A 20,811-nucleotide genomic window follows, 5' to 3' on the forward strand; every position below is an offset into this window, starting at 1 on the left:
GCTCCCCAAATTTAATATTTTTAATTATAGAAACTTAGTTTTTACATTGCTTTGAAAATACATTTGTTAGATTTAGTTTTTTAACTCTTGATCTTATTTCATCATTATCTATGCTATACAATCCTAAATCTTTCATCCTTTCAAAATATTCTGCTCCTGAAAATGTATATCTTTCACTCATTTTTCCTTCCTTAACTTTGTCATTTGCATATGCAATAATATCACCTGTAGCAAGCTCTCTTGGCAATTCTAATAAAGGCTTTTTCTCCAAATATTGAACTGCATTATAACCTGCTAAAGCCCCTGTAGTCATAGCCTCAGTATGACCTACAAAGAATCCACTTTTTTCACCTCCACAAAATAAATTTTCAACGCCATTTACTTGCATTGAATTATTTCTAGGCGCAGCACATAAATATCTAATTGAATTACCATTACCTCCAACTAGTGGATCTATATAAACTACATTTTCCAATCCTTTTATTTTCCTTAATTTATCTAGTGGATAGTGAGATGTCATAAGCTTTACGCGTCCTGTATCTAATAATATAATATTCTCTGCAAATTCTAAAGTCGCATATTGCTGACATACCTTTTGTTCTAACTTTTCTAAATGTACATCTTCCTTAGGTATAGGAATAACTACAACTCCATTTTTCTCTAATTCTTTTATTATGTCTTTTGATAAAGATTCTCTAGGAAATTCACAAGACCCGCTCATTGCACCCTTCATTCCATTTGCTCTTTCTCCTACTAAGTCATTTACTCCTGCTCTACTGCTTATACTAACTCTTGCTCCAAAGCTAGGACATCTTAATGTACACATGACGCATCCATTTCCATACTTCACACAATTAGGCATTGATCCTGTTGAGCCTGTAGTTTCTACAAATACATCTCCAGTTATAATATCTTTATTAAATAATACCAATGATTTTATTTTATTGCCTTCCATATTTACATCTGTTATTCTACTTTGCAAAAATATTTTAACTCCACATTCTATTAAATATCTTCGGACAATTGGTTCAGCTTTACCTATATCACATAGCCATGCATGTTTGTGTTCTGGGAAATCTATATTCTTATGAATTGCTATTGAATCCATAATTCTTATGAAATCACCTGCACCAAGATTTATCAGCTCTTCTGCAGCAGTATATCTTCCATTATTCCTCATTATCCCACCAACATTTCCTACTCCAAGTAGCAAGTCAGTTCTCTCATATAACTCAACTTCTGCACCTAATTTTACTGCTTCTAATGCGGCAGAGCACCCTGCCCATCCTCCACCTATAATTATAACCTTCATTTTATTCTCCTTTAAAATAGTTATCTGTTATATATTGTATTCAATTTTTTGTCTAAGTTGAGTCTTATCATGTTTACTGATCAAATTCTCTAAAAATTTATCACCACCTATTAACATATAAAAGAGCCAAAAAGCTGATCTTGTCTACTTTTTGGCTCTTTAAAAATTTATAACACTGACTATAATTCCTGAAATAATTTTTATCTAGCCATTATATAAATTTTTTTCATGTCTTCCATATTAAGTTTTTGGAATTCCCCTATGGTTCTAGTATCTTTGAAGCTACATTTATAAGCTAGTTCATCAATTTGATCATCTGTCAAATTAACTCCAAGTTCTTTTATTGATATTGGCATATCAATAGAATGATAAAAACTTTCCATTGCTCCTATTCCCTCTAATACAACTTTTTCCGGATTATAAAAGTCATTGGTTATTCCCATTACGTTTACAGAAAATTGTACAAAACGGCTTATATTACTTTTATACACATACCTAGCCCAGCTTCCCCAAACTGCTGCCAAACCAGCTCCGTGGGCAACATCAAACACACCTCCAAGTTCATGTTCTAATTGATGACATGACCAATCGCCAACTGAACCACATCCAGTTAAATCATTATGCGAAAGACTTCCTGCCCACATTACTTCAGCACGTGCATTATAATCTTTTGGATTTTTCATTAATATTTTTACATTATGAATCACTGTTCTCATTAATCCTTCGCTAATTCTATCTGTTATCTCCATGCTCTGTTCTTTTGTAAAATAACGTTCCATAGTATGCATTAATATATCAGTAGCCCCACTGGCAGTCTGATATTTAGGTAATGTATAAGTAAGTTCCGGATTCATAATTGCAAATTTACAACGTGCATACTCAGAATTACATCCTCTTTTCAGCCATCCTTCTTCATTTGTAATAACTGATGAATTGCTCATTTCACTTCCTGCAGCTGCAATAGTTAAAACTGCCCCAACAGGTAAGCAGCCAGTTGGAATAACTTTTTTACTATATATATCCCATACATCACACTCATTAGCTATGCCATATCCTATTGCTTTTGCTGAATCAATAACACTGCCTCCTCCAACAGCTAATATAAAATCTACCTTTTCCTTTTTGCACAAATTGATTCCTTCATATACTTTTGAAAGTCTAGGATTAGGTACAACTCCACCTAAGCTAACATAATCGATTTCAGCTTTCTTTAAAGATTCAAAAATTTTATCCAAAAGCCCAGACTTTTTCGCACTGCTTCCACCAAAATGAACTAGGACTTTCTTACAATTTTGATTCTTTATAATAGTGCCGATCTGTTTTTCTGAATCCTTTCCAAAAATCACTCTCGTAGGAGCATAAAATTCAAAATTCTTCATTATTAATGCACTTCCTTATTTCTAATTTAGTATTAAGTTCTTTAATAATATATTACTCCTTCGAGACAGCTCTAAGTCAAGAGAAATATATGAATAAAATTGTAAAATGAAAAACTAACTTCTTGATTGCAAGAGTAAATTCATCTTACAAGAAGTTAGTATCAATTGAATACGTAACCTATCACGGCTTCAAATAAAAATTTATTACTGAACACATATAAGTTAAAATTATATTACTAAACTAAATTTAAGATATTGCATTATAAAAAATACACTCTTAAAGTTTTATATTAAAATAAATGATATTATTTAAAATATTACCAACATTCTAAGTTTTAGATTTTTATCTTTCTATGTAAGAACCTTTAGAGTGTGATGTTATTCATTTCATTTATCATATTGGTGACTAGATCATCCATTCCTATATTCTCTAGCCCACTAGGAACTATAAAATTAGGATCGTCTAACTCTCCACCAGCTTTAGCTATAATTTGTTTTGCTCTTTCGGCATTATTTTCATCTGTATTTACAATCACCTTATAATTTACATCAGCTATTTCTTCAAAACCGCCCATACCGCTTACCATTGGATTTGCAGCTGCCATTGGCCCGTAACCCGAATCAACCGTAGGATTGTCGTTAGATAGTATTAAATTTGCCAAACTATTTGTACTGCTTTCAGTGCCTGGCCTGTTTTGCCCTGGATTATCATTTGTATAATGATCATTTATATCTGCCACAGCATCTTTTATACCTATTTTATTTAATGCTTCTACAGCTTGATTAGCAGCTTTTATACCACTAAAGTAACCTTCTATCTTCATAAAAAATACCTCCTTTTATAATTTTATTCAGTGGTATTTTTTCACTATGTTTAAACTATTATTCCTAAATCTTGAATATCTAAATATCTTTTTTAAATCTTTATACTAAAAAGCAACTGCAGGGTTGCTTCATTTACTTATCCCACAATTGCTTTTTTATAATTACCTATTTATTGGGTTCACATGGATATATATAATTTCCTATGGTACGAACTCTCAATCTTTCTGGATCACATTCTTCATGATCTGGAATTACGAACACTATTTTACGTTCGATAGTTCCACATGCATCACGATCACAAGGATCTTCCTGTGCCATTGTTACAAATCCTTTGAATGCAAGTATTCTATCACAATCATCATATAAAATAGCTGCAATAGCTACTTTTTTGCCTAAGCAAACATTATTGACTTTTATTTTTACTGTTACTAATTTTGCACCATGCTTTTCCAAATTAACTGGTTTTGATTTGATTGTACTACATAATTCGCAGTCATGCTTAGTACACTTACATTTATTTTCATATCTTTCCATTCTATACAACTCCTTGCATATAAACTCAAAATGAAATAAAAGTTACTTATATTGACTTGGTCATTTTAAATTTTTTATAGTTACATATATCATTAAAATATATCTTCAACATAAAGAATAAGTTGATATATGTTCTCCAAAATCAAATGAGTATCTTTAAAACGCTTTTAATGCACATATGCAATGCTTTATCAGCAACGAATTTTCAATGAAAATATTTAATGCGCTTCCTATGTTTATAATATATTCTCTAATAAATATTTATGTGAAAGAAAACGACATTTTTTCCTATAAAATAAAATCATCAATTAAAATAAAATGATATTCCCTGTAATAATCTTCTTTTTTCTTTGCTATTATTTGAAAACAAATATAAAATTAGTTATGATATAATAGATATACAACTGTTTTAGGGGGACATATATGATTGGAACATTACTTATAAACAGGTATGAGTTGCTTGAAAAAATAGGTGAAGGTGGCATGGGAATTGTCTATAAAGCAAAATGCCATTTATTAAATAGATTTGTAGCTGTAAAAATATTAAAATCAGAATTAAGCAATAATGAAGAATTTATTCTCAGATTTAAGAGAGAGGCAAATTCAATTGCAAGTTTATCACATCCAAATATAGTAAATATTTATGATATTGGCTCAGAGAATAATATTAATTTTATTGTTATGGAATATATTAATGGTAAAACATTAAAACAAGTATTAAGGGATAATGTACGACTCAGCCCTGATACTACCTTAAATATATCTTTACAAATGGCTGAAGCTTTAATATACGCTCATAAAAATAATATAATTCATAGAGATATAAAGTGCGATAATATTTTAATTTCAAATGATAACATTGCAAAATTAACAGACTTCGGAATTGCAAAACTTCCAAATTCTTCAACAATAACAAATTCAAATAAAATTATAGGCTCAGTACACTACTTTTCACCAGAACAGGCTAAGGGAGGATATGTTGATTTCAGAACTGACATCTATGCTCTTGGTATTGTCATGTATGAAATGATTACTGGAAATGTTCCTTTTAATGGAAAAACGTCTATTTCAGTAGCGATTATGCATATACAAGAACCTGTTATTCCGCCAAAGAATTTTATTGCAGATATACCTGAAAACATTAATTTAGTAATTCTAAAAGCCTTAGAAAAAAATCCAGCCGATAGATTTAAATCAGCCAAAGAATTCGCTAATGTTTTAAGTTCACTAAAAGAAAATCCTAACTTAAAAATAGACTTTAATAACACATTAATAGATGATTCAACTGTCATGATTGATACACATAAAGAAATTGATCCCACTGTGGTTATGAGCAAAGAGCCAATACAAGAAACTGTGCTATTAAAGAGCGTCACTAATAAGTTACATATAAACAACCTAAAAAGTAAATCCAAAAAAGTTATTTTACCAATTGGGGTAATTGCTTTTTGTATTGCTGCCTTTGCCTTAGGTAAGTATTTCTATGGAGGATTATCTAAAAATACAGGATATAAGGATTCTCCTATAAATAGCAGCATTGAAGAAAATACTTTAGGAACCACTAGTAAAGAGAATAATGACAAGTTGCAACCAAGTGAAAAAAGGCAAGTACCACTATTAGTTGGAAAATCTCAAGATACTGCTGAATCTATTATAAATAATAATGAATTTTTACTTGGAAATATCAGTTATGAATACAGCGATAATGTATCAAGCGGCCTAGTTATAAGTCAATCTCCTACTGTTGGTACATCTTATGAAAAAAGTGGAAAGATAGATTTGATTATAAGCCAAGGACAAAAAGTTACTCAACCTGCACCAGAAACGAAAAAAAATAATAGCAATAATAATGGCAATGGTAATGGAAATGGAAAAGAAAAAGAGAAAAAGCAAAAAAATAAATGACCAAAGGAAAGTTTATCTCCTTGGTCATTTTTTATTAAAATTGTACTTTATATCCTGATATTAGTAGTTTCACGACAGCGTTATAACTTTTAATTCCTTCTGTTTGGCCACCAGCTTTTAGTATCTTATCATATACATTATCATACAGCTTTGATATTTTACCTCTGTAATTGTTCCAGTATAGTGAATCATTTTTTAATTCTAATTTTACATTATCTGAAAGTTCATTATTTATTCTTTTAAAAGCCTCTTGATTGAAATAATATAAGTCATTCATACAGTAAGAATACGCCATAAGGTATCCACTATATTGGTATTCATAATTTTTAGAGTTAGCGCATGCTAGAAAACTTATATAATTTGCCTCATCTTCACTATTAAAACCTCTTACATGGCTCAATTCATGACAAATTGTACTTGGAACATTCCATCTGGGCATATCATTATTATAATTAGCTTCAAGGGTAAAAGTTGTTTCTCCCTCCAACAATTGATATGACATAAGTTTTGAAAAAACAACTGGCTTTGGATTTGGATAAAAACCTTGCAAAGATGGATAAATTTCTCCTATACGTTCCATACTGATTATTCCTTCTTTTCTTGCATCATAATCTAGCTTTAATAGTCCATCTTCACCCCTTTTTATCTTTCCATCTAATTCATTTAGTCTAACTTTTAGATAATCACAAAGTTCTATTAGTTTTTCTTCTGAATTATCCTGCACTTTTAATCCAGTTAATTCAACAAAATTTGATCTGAATGAGTTTATCCCTAGAGTCATTATATTTAAAAATACAAATGCTGATATATATATAAGCACATTTGAAGTTACTCTGATTATTATTTTTTTTAATGAAAGTTGTTTTGAAAAAAGTAAATATGTATAACTTACTATTCTTACAAGAATATATATAAGGAAAGCATATAATATTATTTCGTATACTGAAAATGGTATTAATGACAAACATCTTGAAAGCGTATTTACCAATATTGAATAAATATACTTGTAATAGAAATTTGAAAATCCATATATATATCGTGCCATTGCAAATAAAAGGATGCTGAATCCAAGTAGTAATCCACTTGTTATAAACTTAGTTTTAATTGATATATTCTTTTTTCTTTTTAGTAAATTTCCCATTCTCAATATTCCTTTCTTACTAAGAAACTAACCTTCTAATATTGTAAATCAGTTCCAATATCATTATAATATCACTTTTTATTTTTACATTCTATACTAAAAAAGGCAGTAAATTTATAAACACAAATTCACTGTCTTTTTATAATTCCTATACATATCTTACAATATTAATTTTGTAAATAAAATTTACTCCTGAAATACTATATAAAAAACCTTCTAAATATAAAGTGCCATATAAGTAGCTTATATGACACTTTACCGACATTAAATCAATTATATATGATTTGCGACTTCATATGCATCCCAGATAGCATACATAATATTTGAAACCTTACGTGCATCTCCTAAAAGATAGATTTCTGGAATCTCAAATTCCAATTCTCTATATAAAGAATTTTCCTCTTTATATCCTACTGAAAGTATTACTGAATCACATTTAATTTTTTCTACTCCATTTTCTGTTTCTATCTCAAGATTTCCATCCTTATAAGCTTTAACTTTTGAATTTACTTTTACTTCAATACCGTTAAATGGTATTAATCTTTCAAGCATTTCACTGTTTGCAGAACACAAAGGACCATTTAGTGCAAGAATCTTATGCAATGCTTCTACTATAGTAACTTTCTTACCCTTCTTAGCTAGATCAAGTGCTAATTCACAGCCAACTAATCCACCACCAACTACTACAGTATTATTACCTGACTCTTTCTTTCCTAATAATACATCTGCTGCTGCAAATACTTTCTCATCATCTCCCAATGAAAATACTTTAGGAGTAGATCCTGTTGCTATTATCACAGAATCTGCTTTATAACTTAGTATTTGTTCTTTTGTAATTTCACTATTTAAATTAACTTCCACATTTAGTTCCTTCAATGTGTTTGCATACCAGTTCGCTAATGCAATATCATCTTCTTTAAAGTCTGGCGAACCTCCTGGTATAAGATTTCCACCTAATCTATCAGTCTTTTCATAAAGTACTGGTTCATGCCCTCTAAGAGCTAAAACTCTTGCAACTTCACAACCTGCAACTCCACCACCAACTATAAGTACTTTTTTCTTTCCTAATATAGGCGTTAATGCATTGTCCTTTTCTTTACATGCTTGTGGATTTACTGCACAGTTAAGCATAGCATAATTTTGAAGACGTCCCATACATCCTTCTTGACATGATATACAAGGTCTAATTGAATTACACTTATTTGCCCTTAATTTATTTACATAATCAGGATCTGCAAGAAGTGGCCTTCCAAGACTCACAATATCACAAGTTCCATTTTCAATTGCCTCAATAGCCATATCAGGATTGTCCATTCTTCCAGCACATATTACTGGAACATCAACAGTTTCTTTCATTAATTTAGCATATGGTCTGTATAACCCCTTTTCTTGATACATTGGTGGGTGACTCCACCACCATGAATCATAAGATCCAACGTCTATATCTAATGAATCATATCCATAGGATACAAGTAACTTAGCAGCTTCAATACCTTCTTCTAAATCTCTTCCTTTTTCAATAAATTCTTCTCCTGGAAGTGCTCCATCTCTTAAATCTTTAATAAAACTCTTTGGAGAATATCTAAGAGTTACAGGGAAATCCTCTCCACATCTATCTTTAATTTCTTCTACTATTTCACGTGCAAATCTAAGTCTATTTTCTAGGCTTCCACCATATTCATCAGTTCTATGATTAAATAATGAAATAGCAAATTGATCTATTAAATAACCTTCATGTACAGCATGAATTTGCACACCATCAAATCCTGCTCTCTTTGCGTTATAAGCCCCATCTCCAAACTTTTTAACTATAGATTTAATTTCATCTATTGTAAGTTCACGACATATTTTATCAAGCCATCTATGTTGAATTGCTGATGGTGCAACTGGTGGATATTCTCCAAGATTAGTAGGAATTGTAACCCTTCCAAATCCACCTGACATTTGTAAAAATACTTTTGCATTATATGCATGTATCCTTTCAGTCATTTCTTTGCTTGTTCTAACAAAATGTACTGGATTATGTGTAGGACATGGAGTACTTGGCATACCATGTTCTTCCACTTCATTATCTACAAAAGTAACTCCAGTGATAATTAGGCCTGTCCCACCTTTAGCTCTTTCAGTATAGTAGTCAATTCCCCTTTGATTAAATCCACCTTCGCTATCAGCTAGTCCAAGTGGTCCCATTGGCGCTAATGCAAAACGATTTTTTATCTCACAGTTACCAATTTTAATAGGTTCAAATAGCTTTTTATATTTATTCATAAATTTCCTCCCATAATGTTTAAACGTTTAATTATCTGATTATCCTAATTCCTTTATTCAACTATATTATAATACCGCAAAAATAAACATGTCAATATTTACATGTTTAACAGTTAATATTTTTCTATTTCACTTTATATTTTACTATGCTAAAATTGTCATTGGATAAACTCAAGCAAATAAGCTACAGAAATATTAGAGGTGCATGTATGAGAACTTTAAAGTATGCTATTTTAGGACTTATTAATAGAAATCCTTTAACCGGATATGATATAACAAAGGAATTTAACTCTGGATTAGTTGAATTTTGGTATGCTAAGCATAGTCAAATATATCCTGAATTAAAGAAATTAACCGATGAGGGGTTAATTTCATACGAGACTGTTATACAAGGAGAAAAGTTAGAAAAAAAGTTATATACTATAACTGAAAAAGGGCGGAAGTCATTGCAGAAATGGCTTTCAAAAGACGATCCTTTAGAGCCAACCCCAAAAGATATTTTTAAACTTAAAGCTTATTTTTGTGATGAGATGGATCACGATACTTTAGTAAGGCAGTTTAAAAATGCACTAACCAAACACATTGAAAGATTGGAATACCTTGAAAATTCAATGGATGAGCTTTTAAAGACAAAAGACATTTTAACAGTATCCTCTTCAGATTTCGGGGGCTATATAATATTGAACGGGGCCATCATGAGGGAAAAATCATACATAGAATGGCTAGAAGATTGTTTAAAAAAGATGCATTTATAGTATACAATTTTCTTGGTAAATTAATCTTTAACTGCTTAGATATAGATAAACAAGTTTGAAACTAGATTTATGTGATAACTTATGGAAATCATATATATTTTGATTCCGAAAAGCTATGGAAATATCGCTGAATGTTCTAAGCAGTAGGTTGTATCCTCTTTACAAAAATAAATTAGAAATTTAAATTATTTTTATCAATAAATTAGAATTATTTTTTTAATGTGAAAAAAACTATACAATAAACTATCGTAAGGAGGATCACAAAAATGAAAAACTCTAAATCAAAAAGCTTATATATATTGGTAATAATATTGTTTATAGTAATCATATCTGCTTTTTCTTTTTTCAGATATTCCAATAGCAATCCACCCAAGGGCAATAGTGATTTATCAAATAATGAAGGCCAAGACTCTTCATATTATGAAAGTCTATATGGTACTTGGACTATTGAACAGCATATACCTTCCAATATAAAAACTACTTTAAGTGAGTCTACTCTTTCTCTATGTATAGGTCAAAAATTTACTATAGAGAAAGATAAGATTTCCTCAATTTACGGAGCTGTATCTGATCTAACTATTAATGAAGGAACAATTACAGCTACAGAATTTTATAACACTTATAATGATACTTTCAAAAATCTTGGTATTTCAGGTGATAAAATTAAATATATAAAAATAACTGAGCCTGAAAAGACAAATCATTCTGCAACTCTTTTTATTACAGATGATGAAAAAGTCTATGCTTTATTAGGTGGAGCACTTTTTGAGTTAAAGAAACAGTAAAAAAGCTAAGAAGATAACTAAATTAATACTAGTTATCTTCTTAGCTTTTTTATGACTTATTTCCTTTATTTCTCCATGAATTAACATATTCATCTAAAATTTTATGAAGTGCCTCTCCAATCCTTGAATATGCATCATCATTAAGATTAGCCAGAGATATTCTAATTGACCACTCTGGTCCTTTAAAACCTCCACCACTTAATAGAACTATGGCTGATTCCTCAGCTAATTTATATAAAATATCTACCGGCTTATAGTTAATTTGAAGATATTCGCCAAATTCACTTCCATAATAGCAAGTAGCCCATTCTAATAAATCAAATTCAGTATAATATGCAGCATCATACGGATCTTCTCTTAAATCTAATCCTAAACCCTTAAACAAAAGTTTTTGTCTTCGTTTGCAAATATCTTTGGTTTGTTTCTTATATATGTTTTCTTCGTCTAATAGAGCAAACGTACAAAAGAAGGCCATTTGGACTTGCTGTGGAGTTGATAATCCTGCCGTATGATTAAGAGCTACTTGTCGGCTGTCTGCTACAATTCTATCTATAAATTTTATATCATCTGGAGTTGTTGAAAGATCTCCATACCGCTGCCTCAACTCGGCCTTTTTATCTTCTGGTAAATTCTTTAATAATTTATCAAAGACATTCTCTGAATAAAGTGATATTGTTCCAAGTCTCCATCCAGTTACTCCAAAATATTTTGAAAAAGAATAAACACCTATCGTATTATATGGCAAGTCTGCCATTAGAGATCTATAATTATTTACAAAAGTACTGTAGACATCATCTGAAATAATCATTAAATTAGGGTTATAATTTTCTACTATATCTATTAACTGCTTAACGCTCTCTGGTTTAATTGCTACTGAAGGGGGATTGCTTGGATTAACAACAAATAGAGCTTTAATACTAGAATCTTTAAGCTTATTAAGCTCTGATTCTGGGTACTGCCAAGTATGAGTTCCATCCCCAGTCAATTCTGTCGCTTCAATATGTACAATTTCAAAGTTATAACGTGGCAAATGTGGTATTTCTAAATAAGGCGTAAAAACTGGAACCATTAGTCCTATTTTATCTCCAGGAGCCAACAATTCGTTTGCAATTAAGCTATCGAATATATAGCACATTGCTGCTGTTGCTCCCTCAACAGCAAAAATATTAAATCTTCCTACAGGTGGTTTGTTATAACAAAGCTCTGAGACAAGATACTCATGAACAATTTTTTCAATATGTATTAGCATCCTATCTGGTACTGGATAATTATCTCCTATAATAGAGTCTGTGAGCTCAAATATCCATGAGTCTGCATCAAAACCTTGATTTTTAATACCATAATCGATTATTCTTCTTAAAAGCTCTATTCCTGGCATCTCTTTGTTTTTGTCTAAAAAGTTATACAATCTCTCAGCTATCCCCTCTTTTTTAGGCATACCAGCTAAATCGCCATCATTCCAAACTCTTCTTGTTTCTTCTACTGCAAAAATTCCAAAAGTGAAAAAAGCTTCCCTAGGTGTTGCAGCAGTCCAGTTAGGATTACCTCTTCCTGCATTTAATAACGTACGGGCGCTCTTTTTTCTTTGCCCCTCAGCTAAATTTATTAATTCATTCTTGAATTCAAATGGACTTATTTTACCATAAACTTTTTCTATTTCTTGACGCTGAACATTTTTAATACTCATAAATAGTACTCCTTACTCAAGTTATATGAACATATTTGTTATTATTGTTCAACAAGTTACGATAATTTATTCCTAACTGATCATACAACTTTTTAGAAGAATATTTTTTCAAATACTGAAAAATTATCAAATATGCACTTAAATTCCCACGAAAATGTCTCTTGAATATAAGCTTTAAAGATGTTATTATTATTTCACGGCAAGAAAATGCTTGTCATTATAAGTAATTTTCGTGCTAGATGGGGAGCTAGCGGTGCCCTGTAACCTGCAATCCGCTATAGCAGGATTGAATTCTCATTATAGGCTTTAATCCATTTGGTCAGTCTAATACAAGTGGTGTTGAGAATCGGGTCCCATGCAGCAGAAACTCGTGAATTCCGTCAGATCTGGAAGGAAGCAGCGGTAAATGATAACTTCTGAGTGCCGTGGATAAACCTAGTTTGAGCTAACTATATTAGTAGCGCAAGTATGTTAATTGTCAACAATGAGTGCACGTTTCCTTGATTATTAATTCTGAGATATTCGTTAAGCTCTTATTTTGAACCTACAAATTAAATTCGGGAGTTTAATATTTAGATGATGAAATGTACTTTTGAGTGAATCCTTTTACGGTTTTAAAAGCGATTGAGGCATCTGTGAAAACACCCACCTATCGAGAGATAGGCGTCAAAATTAGAGTACCGATATTTTGGATCTTATTTTAGAGATTTAAAGCCAATGCTTAATAACACTAAGCATTGGCTTTTTGATTTCTTGCAAATAAACGAGATTCTATCCATGATTTTCTATCTTAATAAGTTTTAAAACTGATGATAAACCAATTAGAATAAAAAATGCAACTGCTAAAAAGCATGATATCATGATAACAACACCTTCCCATCCGTATAAAGACCAAAACGTTCCTCCAGCAGTTCCACCAACGCTTGAACCAACATAATAAAATAATAAATAAAGAGATGACGCCTGAGCCTTATCATGAGTTGCTATTTTGCCAATCCAACTACTAATTATTGAGTGTCCTGCAAAAAAACCAAATGTTAAAAGAGCTATTCCAATAATCTTTAGCAAAAGACTTACATTTAATGTAATACTTATCCCAAATAACATTATAAAAATTGAAATGCATAACATTATATATTGTCCATGTTTATCTGCTAGACGTCCCATAAATGTTGAACTAAATGTTCCTACTATATATATTACAAAAATAAAGCTCACTAAGGTTTGGCTCAAATTGTATGGTCGTTCAATTAATTGAAAACCTATAAAATTATATAAAGAAACAAAACTTCCCATAATTAAAAATCCAATACAATATAAGCAAAGAAGATTAGGATTCTTTAAATGATTAAAACTTGATTTAATTAAGTTTTTAATTTCAAATGATCTAGCCTCGAAATGCTTTGATAAAGGCAGCTTTCTCCAAAACAAAAAACTTGAAATAAGTCCTAAAATACCTATAACTGCTAACGCTAATCTCCAGTTAAAAAAATCATTAATTACCCCTATAATAATACGTCCACTCATTCCGCCTATAGAATTACCACTTATATATAATCCCATTACTAATCCTAAACTTGATTTGTCAATTTCCTCACTAATATAAGCCATAGCTATTGCAGGTAATCCAGCTAAGACAAATCCTTGCAAACATCGTATTACTAGCATACTGTTAAAATTAGGAACAATAGCCGTCAATACTGCTAGTATTGATGATGCAAAAAGAGAAAAACACATAATTGGCTTTCTCCCAAGAACCTCTGACAATGAACCAAAAATCAACATACTAACAGCCAATGTACATGTTGTAACTGACAGCGATAAACTCGCCATTGTAGGTGATATACCAAATTCCTTAGACAAATAAGGCATTAATGGTTGTGTACAATATAAAATCGCAAATGTATTAAAACCGCCAGCAAATAAAGCAATACTAGCATGGCGAAATTCACGTGTACCTTTTTGAATATAGCTCATAATAATCACTCCATACTTTATTCTATGAAACATGGTTATAATAACCACTATAATTTTAGCACAATGAATTATACGTTTAATTTATAAAAATAGTGTAATATTTTGTATTAGGCCTATGATAACGTTTATAGATGTATATTTCTACAATTTTCATAAAAACATAAACAAGGTAAAAAATATACCTTATTCTTAAAAATGTAACCGTTAAAAATCCATCTATATTCTTCCTATAATTCAGGCCTTGACATTGATGCAATGTGGAGTTTATTATATGATAGATACTATATATAGTATTAAAAATATAAAATATAAGCATGAAAAAGAGGTATTGTATGTATCCAAAAGATTTTAATTATAAAATGCCTGCTGAATGGACTGCTCATGAGCGTACATTCATATCTTGGCCAGTAAAAGATTCAATGTGTCATCCAGATAACTATAAAGATGTTTGTGCTGGATATGCAGAATATATTCAAGCAATTGCTGAATTTGAACCAGTTTCAGTAATTGTTAATCCATATGAATTGGATAATGTAAAAAAACTTTTTAGTGAGTCTAATATAGAACTACTCCCTATTGAACATAGTGATGCATGGCTTAGAGATAATGGCCCTACATTTCTAATTGATGACGAAGGAAATAGAGCAGGTGTAAATTGGAAGTTTAATGCCTGGGGTGAAAAATATGCACCATGGGATTTAGATGATAAAGTAGCTCCACAAATTTTAGAGCATTACAATATTAAAAAATTTGATGCTCCTTTAATTATGGAAGGAGGTTCTCTTCATACTGATGGTGAGGGGACATTAATTACTACTGAAGAATGTTTGCTAAATCCTAATAGAAATCCCAACCTTACTAAAGAACAAATTGAAACATATTTAAAACAATACTTGAACATAGAAAAAATTATTTGGCTTAAGAACGGACTAGATGGTGATGAAACTGACGGCCATGTTGATAATATAGCCTGCTTTGCTGAACCTACTAAAATAATTATTCAAACTTGTGATGATCCAAATGATGCAAATTACAAAACTACTTTAGAAAATATTGAAATTTTAAAGAATTCAACAGACGCAAAGGGCAGAAAGTTTGAAATTATCCCAATTAATCAACCACCTAGAGCTGAATACAAAGGAGAAAGGCTAACTCTAAGTTATCTAAACTTTTATTTTGTTAATGATGGTATTATCTTACCTACTTTTGGTGGAAATGCATCAGAAGCAGACAAAATGGCTGAGAAGGTATTAAGTTTAACTTTCCCAAAAAGAAGAATAAGAACTGTAGATGGAATGGCTGTTATTAAAGAAGGCGGTAATGTACATTGCACAACTCAACAAATGCCATTTCCAAGAAACCTAAAAGTACTATAGAAAAATAAGATGAGGTGATAACATGAGAAAAGTTAAAGTTGCAGCTACACAAATGAGCTGTTCTTGTAATATTGATGAAAATATTTCTAAAGCAGAAAAATTCGTAAGAGAAGCAGCTGGAAAAGGTGCTCAAATTATTCTACTTCAAGAATTATTTGAAACTCCATATTTTTGTCAAAAAGAGAAGTCTGATTACTACGTATATGCTACTGAAGTAGCACAAAATAAAGCAATAAATCATTTTAAAGAAATTGCTAAAGAGCTTAAGGTAGTGTTACCAATCAGCTTCTATGAAAAGAAGAATTATGCTAGATATAACGCTATAGCGATAATCGATGCTAATGGTGAAATACTTGGAACTTACAGAAAGAGTCACATTCCTGATGGTCCTGGATATGAAGAAAAATTCTACTTTAATCCTGGAGATACCGGATTTAAAGTATGGAATACACGCTACGGAAAAATCGGTGTAGGTATATGTTGGGATCAATGGTATCCTGAAGCTGCTAGATGCATGACTTTAATGGGAGCTGAAATGATATTCTATCCTACTGCTATTGGTTCTGAGCCACAAGACGGTTCTATTGATTCAAAAGACCATTGGCAAGCTTGCATGTTAGGTCATGCTGCTGCAAATTTAGTTCCTGTAATTGCATCAAACCGTGTTGGAGTTGAAGAAGATGAAGATTCTAAAATAACATTTTATGGTTCTTCTTTTATAGCAGGTCCTCAAGGAAATAAACTTGTTGAAGCTAATCGTACAGAAGAAACAGTATTAGTTGCTGAATTTGATTTAGATCAATTGGAGACACAACGTATTGAATGGGGAATATTCAGAGATCGTCGTCCTGATTTATATAAAATAATTACATCATATGATGGAGATCTAATAATTAAATAGCTACCATTCTGATTATTAGATTCTAAAATTTTTTAAAAAATAATAAGAGTTAAATACTTTTTAAAGCATTTTAACTTTCCCTCTAAATATTTTTAAAAATTCATTATTTTAAAAGCTATGATTATAAGATATCAAACACTCTTATAACCATAGCTTTTATTTTAATCTTATGATATTTATAATTTGAATTTTCCTTCTCCTCACTATGTCCCTCTTTATTAATATTTTTATAAGCTATTTACCACACATCTTCTTACTTATTACATTTCATAGCCTTTTATTCTGCATTATAAATTGCTGTTTTGCAATTGCTTCTTCGATATAAATGCTCTATATCCCTGATTTTTCCTATAAATTGTTATATTCTCAAATTGTTTTCTTGTTAAAATTATATATTTTTCCCTTTATAACTTGTTTTCTTTATACCTTTTTAAATTGTTAAATTTAAATACTTTTTCACTTTTAAATGTAAATATGTTTTAATTCTTATATAGTCTTTACTTCTATAGTTCTTTAACTGCTTTCCTTGTAGAAATTAATTTCTCCTCTACTTCTTTTATGTTGTTTCTAATCATCCCAATATATAACATATCTATTATTGCTAATTGAGAAATTCTCGAGCTAATTGCTCCCTCTCTTATGGATTTTTCTACAGCTGGTATACGAATTACTATATCAGAAATATCAGCTATAGTATTATTTACACTAGCCTTTGTTATTGCTATAACTGGAACTTTTCTATTCCTTGCATTTTTTACACACTTAATGACTTCCTTAGTCTCTCCTGAATATGATATTGCTAGTGCTACATCTCCTTCTTCTAATAATACAGATGAAGTTATTTGAAGGTGAGTATCTGTATTACATATACATCTCTTATTCATCCTGCTTAGTTTATAATAGAAGTCCTGACCAACAAGCCCTGATACCCCTACACTAAAAATATAGATATTTTTAGCGCTTATAAGTAATTCTATTGCTTTATCTAAACATTCTTCATCTAGTAAGCTGACCGTTTGTTCCATAATTGAATCTACTGATTGTTTTATTCCATAGATAATATTTTTTGTTCCTAAATCGTTGTCTAAATATTGAAACTGTATAGCTCCTGCTTCCTCTTCTTTGCTAATATTAATAGATAATTTGAGCTTCAATTCATTTAAAGTATTAAACCCTATTTTTTTAGCAAATCTTACTACTGTTGGAGCTGAAGTTTTGGTGGCCTCTGCTATATCTCTTGCAGACATTGATATAATCCGTTCCTTAGTTTCTATTAAATAATCTGCTATTAACTTTTCTCTATCTGTAAAGCTGTCATAATTTTGCTTAATATACTGTAATACATTCATAATCTCACACCTTATCGTACTTGGTTTTACTCTTACAATTATTTTATATTAAAATAAAATCTTTTACCACCATCTATATATTTCAATAGATATAAGTAATCTTTCGCAACTGAAGCTATGACATTTGTTCTAATATCAGCTTTTTGATTTGTTTTAAGAATCTGTAATTCTCCCATATATCTCATATATTTTACATTGTCCAATGTAATATCACCGAAATTCTTGTCTATTGTATTAAATGGTTCTATAGTTTCTCCATTAAGAAGTAATCTACTTTCAGCTGCTCTTATTGCATCTCTAGCCTCATCTATTCTGTGGGTATAAGTTTCTTTTAGCAATTTTAGAGTTATATCATTATAATCTTTTAACCCTATTAGTAGCTCAACTGCATTAGGATCTAATGATGATAAATCTTCTAGTTCTTTTTCACTTGGAAGCGAATCTCCAATGAAAACGCATTGATTTCCTAATGCAAATAAATGGTTAGCAGCTTCTCTTACATTTTTCCCTCTATGATCCTCTAATGTTGGTAATCCATCTTTTAAAGGTGCTCTTCTTCTATTATTCGATTGCACAAAAGCAGAAACTTTAATTCCTCTCTCACTCAAAATAGTATTTTTTTCTTTCATACATTTTTCAGAAATTCCAGTTCCCACCCTTGGATAAAAATTGTGAAGTGCATCTATATTCTCATAGTGTGGTGAATAATTATCTAGTCTCTCAAAAAATCTCTTAGTAATTGTTGATGCATTTAATTGAATTTTAATTCCATAATGATTTTTGCTCATTCTCGCTATTTCTTCTTCGGTATACCCAAAATCTATTCTAATAGTCTTAACTCCCATATTCCCCAATCCTTTTAAATCCATATTCTCTAATTCTAAGAACTTAAAGGTATTAGGTGAGATATCACTTATTATATCCATATTATATTCTTTTGCTAACTTAAAGAATTCTATTACTTCCAACTTTAAAACATCATAATTTGCCTCTGGTATATGAAGGGATGTAAATATCCTTGTAATATTAAGATTATGTGCATCCTTTAACAATTTTATATTTTCTTCTTTAGTATTATCCAATCCAAAATAAACAGAAAATCCATAATTCATAATAATGCCCCTTTGCTAGATTTATATGAAATTAAATAAAAGTTTTTTATAATTCACATATAATGATAATTTATTTATATAGCTACTATAATTTTATTCTGCTATTCATTAACTAAAAAGACCCTTTCGGGTCTTTTTAAAATTATTCAATTGGGTCGTCAAAACCTAAAATATTAGTAAATAGATATCCACTTGCATATGAGACCAATACTCCTATTAAGAACACTCCAATTTTCCCATTTGCAATTAACAATGCTAAAGGTAGTCCTGATACCCCCATGGCAACTGCTCCTACTTTAAATATAGCCATTGCTGCACCACCAACTGCAGCTCCTAAGCAAGCTCCAACAAATGGTTTACCAAGTGGTAAAGTTATTCCATATATCAATGGTTCTCCTATTCCTAAAAATCCTGGTACTAATCCATTTTTAGCAATTTTCTTTAGTCTTTCATTTTTTGTTTTTCTTAGTACAGCTATAGTTGCCCCCACCTGTGCCATTCCAGCTGTTGCTAATATAGGTAATAATACAGTATAACCAACATTCGCTATTAAATCTGCATGTATTGGAGTTAATGCCTGATGCATTCCTGTCATAACTAGTGGTAAGAATAGACCTCCTGATACGGCTCCTGATATAACTGCTACAAAAGTATTGTCTGATGCTATTGTTTTTGCAACTAAGAATCCTATACTATCTGAAATAGCGCCTCCAACTGGTTGAAGGATAAACAATGCTGCTAATGCTGAAACTGAAAGTGTAACTAATGGAGTAACAAACAAATCTAATACATCTGGTACAACTCTTCTGCATACTTTTTCAATAAAACAGGCTAACACTACCACTAATATTACAGATATAACCCCACCACGGCCTGGAGTTAATTTTTGTCCAAAAAGAGTTATATTTGCAAGAGTTGCTGATGAAAGAATTCCGCCTAATACTCCACCGAGCATTGGCATTTGTGAACCAAACTCTTTTGCTGCATTTACACCAACTAAAACTGATAATATAGAAAATACTCCATTTCCTATAAGTCCTATAATTTGAGCAGCTGTCGTTTTTGTATAGGCATCTTTAAAATACACTCCAGCAATATTATTTATTGCAAGCACAAGGCCACAAGCCACAAATAAAGGAATTAAAGGAATAAAAACATTTCCGAGTTTTTTAAGAATATTTTTAAACTTAGTATCATTTTTTTCTTTCAATTTAGCCTTTGTTTCAGCTACTGCATCTTCGCCTATAACTACCTTTGTTCCTACAATTTTCTTTACTTCTTCAGTTACTTTATTTACCTTTCCTGGCCCATAAATAACTTGTAGTTGTTCTTTAGTCTCAACTATGCCAAGAACCCCTTCTGATTTCTTAATTTCTTCTACATTAGCTTTTGAAAAGTTATTTAGTTCAAATCTACAGCGTGTCATACAATTAGTAACTGATTTTACGTTATCTTTACCTCCAACTAATTCAACTAATTTTATAGCAATCTCTTTATTTGTCATA

The 20,811-nt window shown here is 30.7% G+C and carries 16 protein-coding genes and 1 other RNA gene; 6 read left to right on the plus strand and 11 right to left on the minus strand.

Annotation, left to right across the window (positions count from 1 at the left end; translation table 11 throughout):
* Positions 1-34 precede the first annotated feature (34 nt).
* From L1S46_RS22135 to L1S46_RS22150, 4 genes are all read right to left on the minus strand, one after another.
* Positions 35-1,312, minus strand: a complete 1,278-nt coding sequence (locus L1S46_RS22135; RefSeq protein ID WP_238900979.1) for an FAD-dependent oxidoreductase — start codon at positions 1,310-1,312, stop codon at positions 35-37.
* Between the two features lie 200 nt (positions 1,313-1,512).
* The gene (locus L1S46_RS22140; protein ID WP_238900980.1) at positions 1,513-2,691 is read right to left on the minus strand and encodes an iron-containing alcohol dehydrogenase; all 1,179 of its coding nucleotides are present in this window, start codon (positions 2,689-2,691) and stop codon (positions 1,513-1,515) included.
* A gap of 365 nt (positions 2,692-3,056) precedes the next feature.
* Positions 3,057-3,515: a hypothetical protein gene (locus L1S46_RS22145; protein ID WP_012058162.1), complete on the minus strand. Its 459-nt coding sequence runs from the start codon at positions 3,513-3,515 to the stop codon at positions 3,057-3,059.
* Positions 3,516-3,681: 166 nt separating this feature from the next.
* On the minus strand, positions 3,682-4,050 hold the full coding sequence (locus tag L1S46_RS22150; protein WP_012058161.1) for a hypothetical protein: 369 nt from the start codon (positions 4,048-4,050) through the stop codon (positions 3,682-3,684).
* A gap of 423 nt (positions 4,051-4,473) precedes the next feature.
* Between L1S46_RS22150 and pknB the strand changes: the two genes are divergently transcribed.
* Positions 4,474-5,955 carry a Stk1 family PASTA domain-containing Ser/Thr kinase gene (gene pknB, locus L1S46_RS22155; RefSeq protein WP_238900981.1) on the plus strand — a complete coding sequence of 494 codons (1,482 nt, stop codon included), beginning with the start codon at positions 4,474-4,476 and terminating at the stop codon, positions 5,953-5,955.
* Between the two features lie 34 nt (positions 5,956-5,989).
* Here pknB and L1S46_RS22160 read toward each other — a convergent pair whose 3' ends face one another.
* Both L1S46_RS22160 and L1S46_RS22165 read right to left on the minus strand, forming a co-directional pair.
* Positions 5,990-7,096 carry a DUF3810 domain-containing protein gene (locus L1S46_RS22160; RefSeq protein WP_238900982.1) on the minus strand — a complete coding sequence of 369 codons (1,107 nt, stop codon included), beginning with the start codon at positions 7,094-7,096 and terminating at the stop codon, positions 5,990-5,992.
* A 273-nt stretch (positions 7,097-7,369) separates the two neighbouring features.
* A complete protein-coding gene (locus L1S46_RS22165) occupies positions 7,370-9,364 on the minus strand; it encodes an FAD-dependent oxidoreductase (protein WP_238900983.1) in 1,995 nt (664 codons plus the stop codon).
* Between the two features lie 209 nt (positions 9,365-9,573).
* Between L1S46_RS22165 and L1S46_RS22170 the strand changes: the two genes are divergently transcribed.
* The gene (locus L1S46_RS22170) at positions 9,574-10,119 is read left to right on the plus strand and encodes a PadR family transcriptional regulator (protein ID WP_238900984.1); all 546 of its coding nucleotides are present in this window, start codon (positions 9,574-9,576) and stop codon (positions 10,117-10,119) included.
* Positions 10,120-10,385: 266 nt separating this feature from the next.
* Entirely contained in the window at positions 10,386-10,904 is a 519-nt protein-coding gene (locus tag L1S46_RS22175) for a hypothetical protein (protein WP_238900985.1), read from the plus strand.
* A gap of 49 nt (positions 10,905-10,953) precedes the next feature.
* Here L1S46_RS22175 and aspD read toward each other — a convergent pair whose 3' ends face one another.
* Complete coding sequence (aspD, locus tag L1S46_RS22180; protein ID WP_238900986.1) at positions 10,954-12,591, minus strand: aspartate 4-decarboxylase; 1,638 nt, start codon at positions 12,589-12,591, stop codon at positions 10,954-10,956.
* Positions 12,592-12,821: 230 nt separating this feature from the next.
* Between aspD and ffs the strand changes: the two genes are divergently transcribed.
* Positions 12,822-13,087, plus strand: an RNA gene (ffs, locus tag L1S46_RS22185) — signal recognition particle sRNA large type.
* Positions 13,088-13,362: 275 nt separating this feature from the next.
* On the opposite strand, the gene L1S46_RS22190 is transcribed toward ffs, so the two are convergent.
* Complete coding sequence (locus L1S46_RS22190) at positions 13,363-14,568, minus strand: MFS transporter (protein WP_012058154.1); 1,206 nt, start codon at positions 14,566-14,568, stop codon at positions 13,363-13,365.
* Positions 14,569-14,900: 332 nt separating this feature from the next.
* Here L1S46_RS22190 and L1S46_RS22195 point away from each other — a divergent pair, with 332 nt between their 5' ends.
* Together L1S46_RS22195 and aguB are read left to right on the plus strand one after the other, a co-directional pair.
* Complete coding sequence (locus L1S46_RS22195; RefSeq protein ID WP_238900987.1) at positions 14,901-15,944, plus strand: agmatine deiminase family protein; 1,044 nt, start codon at positions 14,901-14,903, stop codon at positions 15,942-15,944.
* Positions 15,945-15,966: 22 nt separating this feature from the next.
* Positions 15,967-16,845 carry an N-carbamoylputrescine amidase gene (aguB, locus tag L1S46_RS22200; RefSeq protein ID WP_012058152.1) on the plus strand — a complete coding sequence of 293 codons (879 nt, stop codon included), beginning with the start codon at positions 15,967-15,969 and terminating at the stop codon, positions 16,843-16,845.
* A 503-nt stretch (positions 16,846-17,348) separates the two neighbouring features.
* Here aguB and L1S46_RS22205 read toward each other — a convergent pair.
* The 3 genes from L1S46_RS22205 to L1S46_RS22215 all read right to left on the minus strand — a co-directional run bounded on the left by L1S46_RS22205 (position 17,349) and on the right by L1S46_RS22215 (position 20,810).
* Entirely contained in the window at positions 17,349-18,194 is an 846-nt protein-coding gene (locus tag L1S46_RS22205) for a MurR/RpiR family transcriptional regulator (protein ID WP_012058151.1), read from the minus strand.
* Positions 18,195-18,232: 38 nt separating this feature from the next.
* The gene (locus L1S46_RS22210; RefSeq protein ID WP_238900988.1) at positions 18,233-19,306 is read right to left on the minus strand and encodes a MupG family TIM beta-alpha barrel fold protein; all 1,074 of its coding nucleotides are present in this window, start codon (positions 19,304-19,306) and stop codon (positions 18,233-18,235) included.
* 142 nt (positions 19,307-19,448) lie between these two features.
* Positions 19,449-20,810: a PTS transporter subunit EIIC gene (locus L1S46_RS22215; protein ID WP_238900989.1), complete on the minus strand. Its 1,362-nt coding sequence runs from the start codon at positions 20,808-20,810 to the stop codon at positions 19,449-19,451.
* Position 20,811: the final 1 nt, after the last annotated feature.

Origin of the sequence: Clostridium sp. YIM B02500 (genome assembly GCF_022324665.1) — a bacterium.
Taxonomy (GTDB): domain Bacteria; phylum Bacillota; class Clostridia; order Clostridiales; family Clostridiaceae; genus Clostridium; species Clostridium beijerinckii.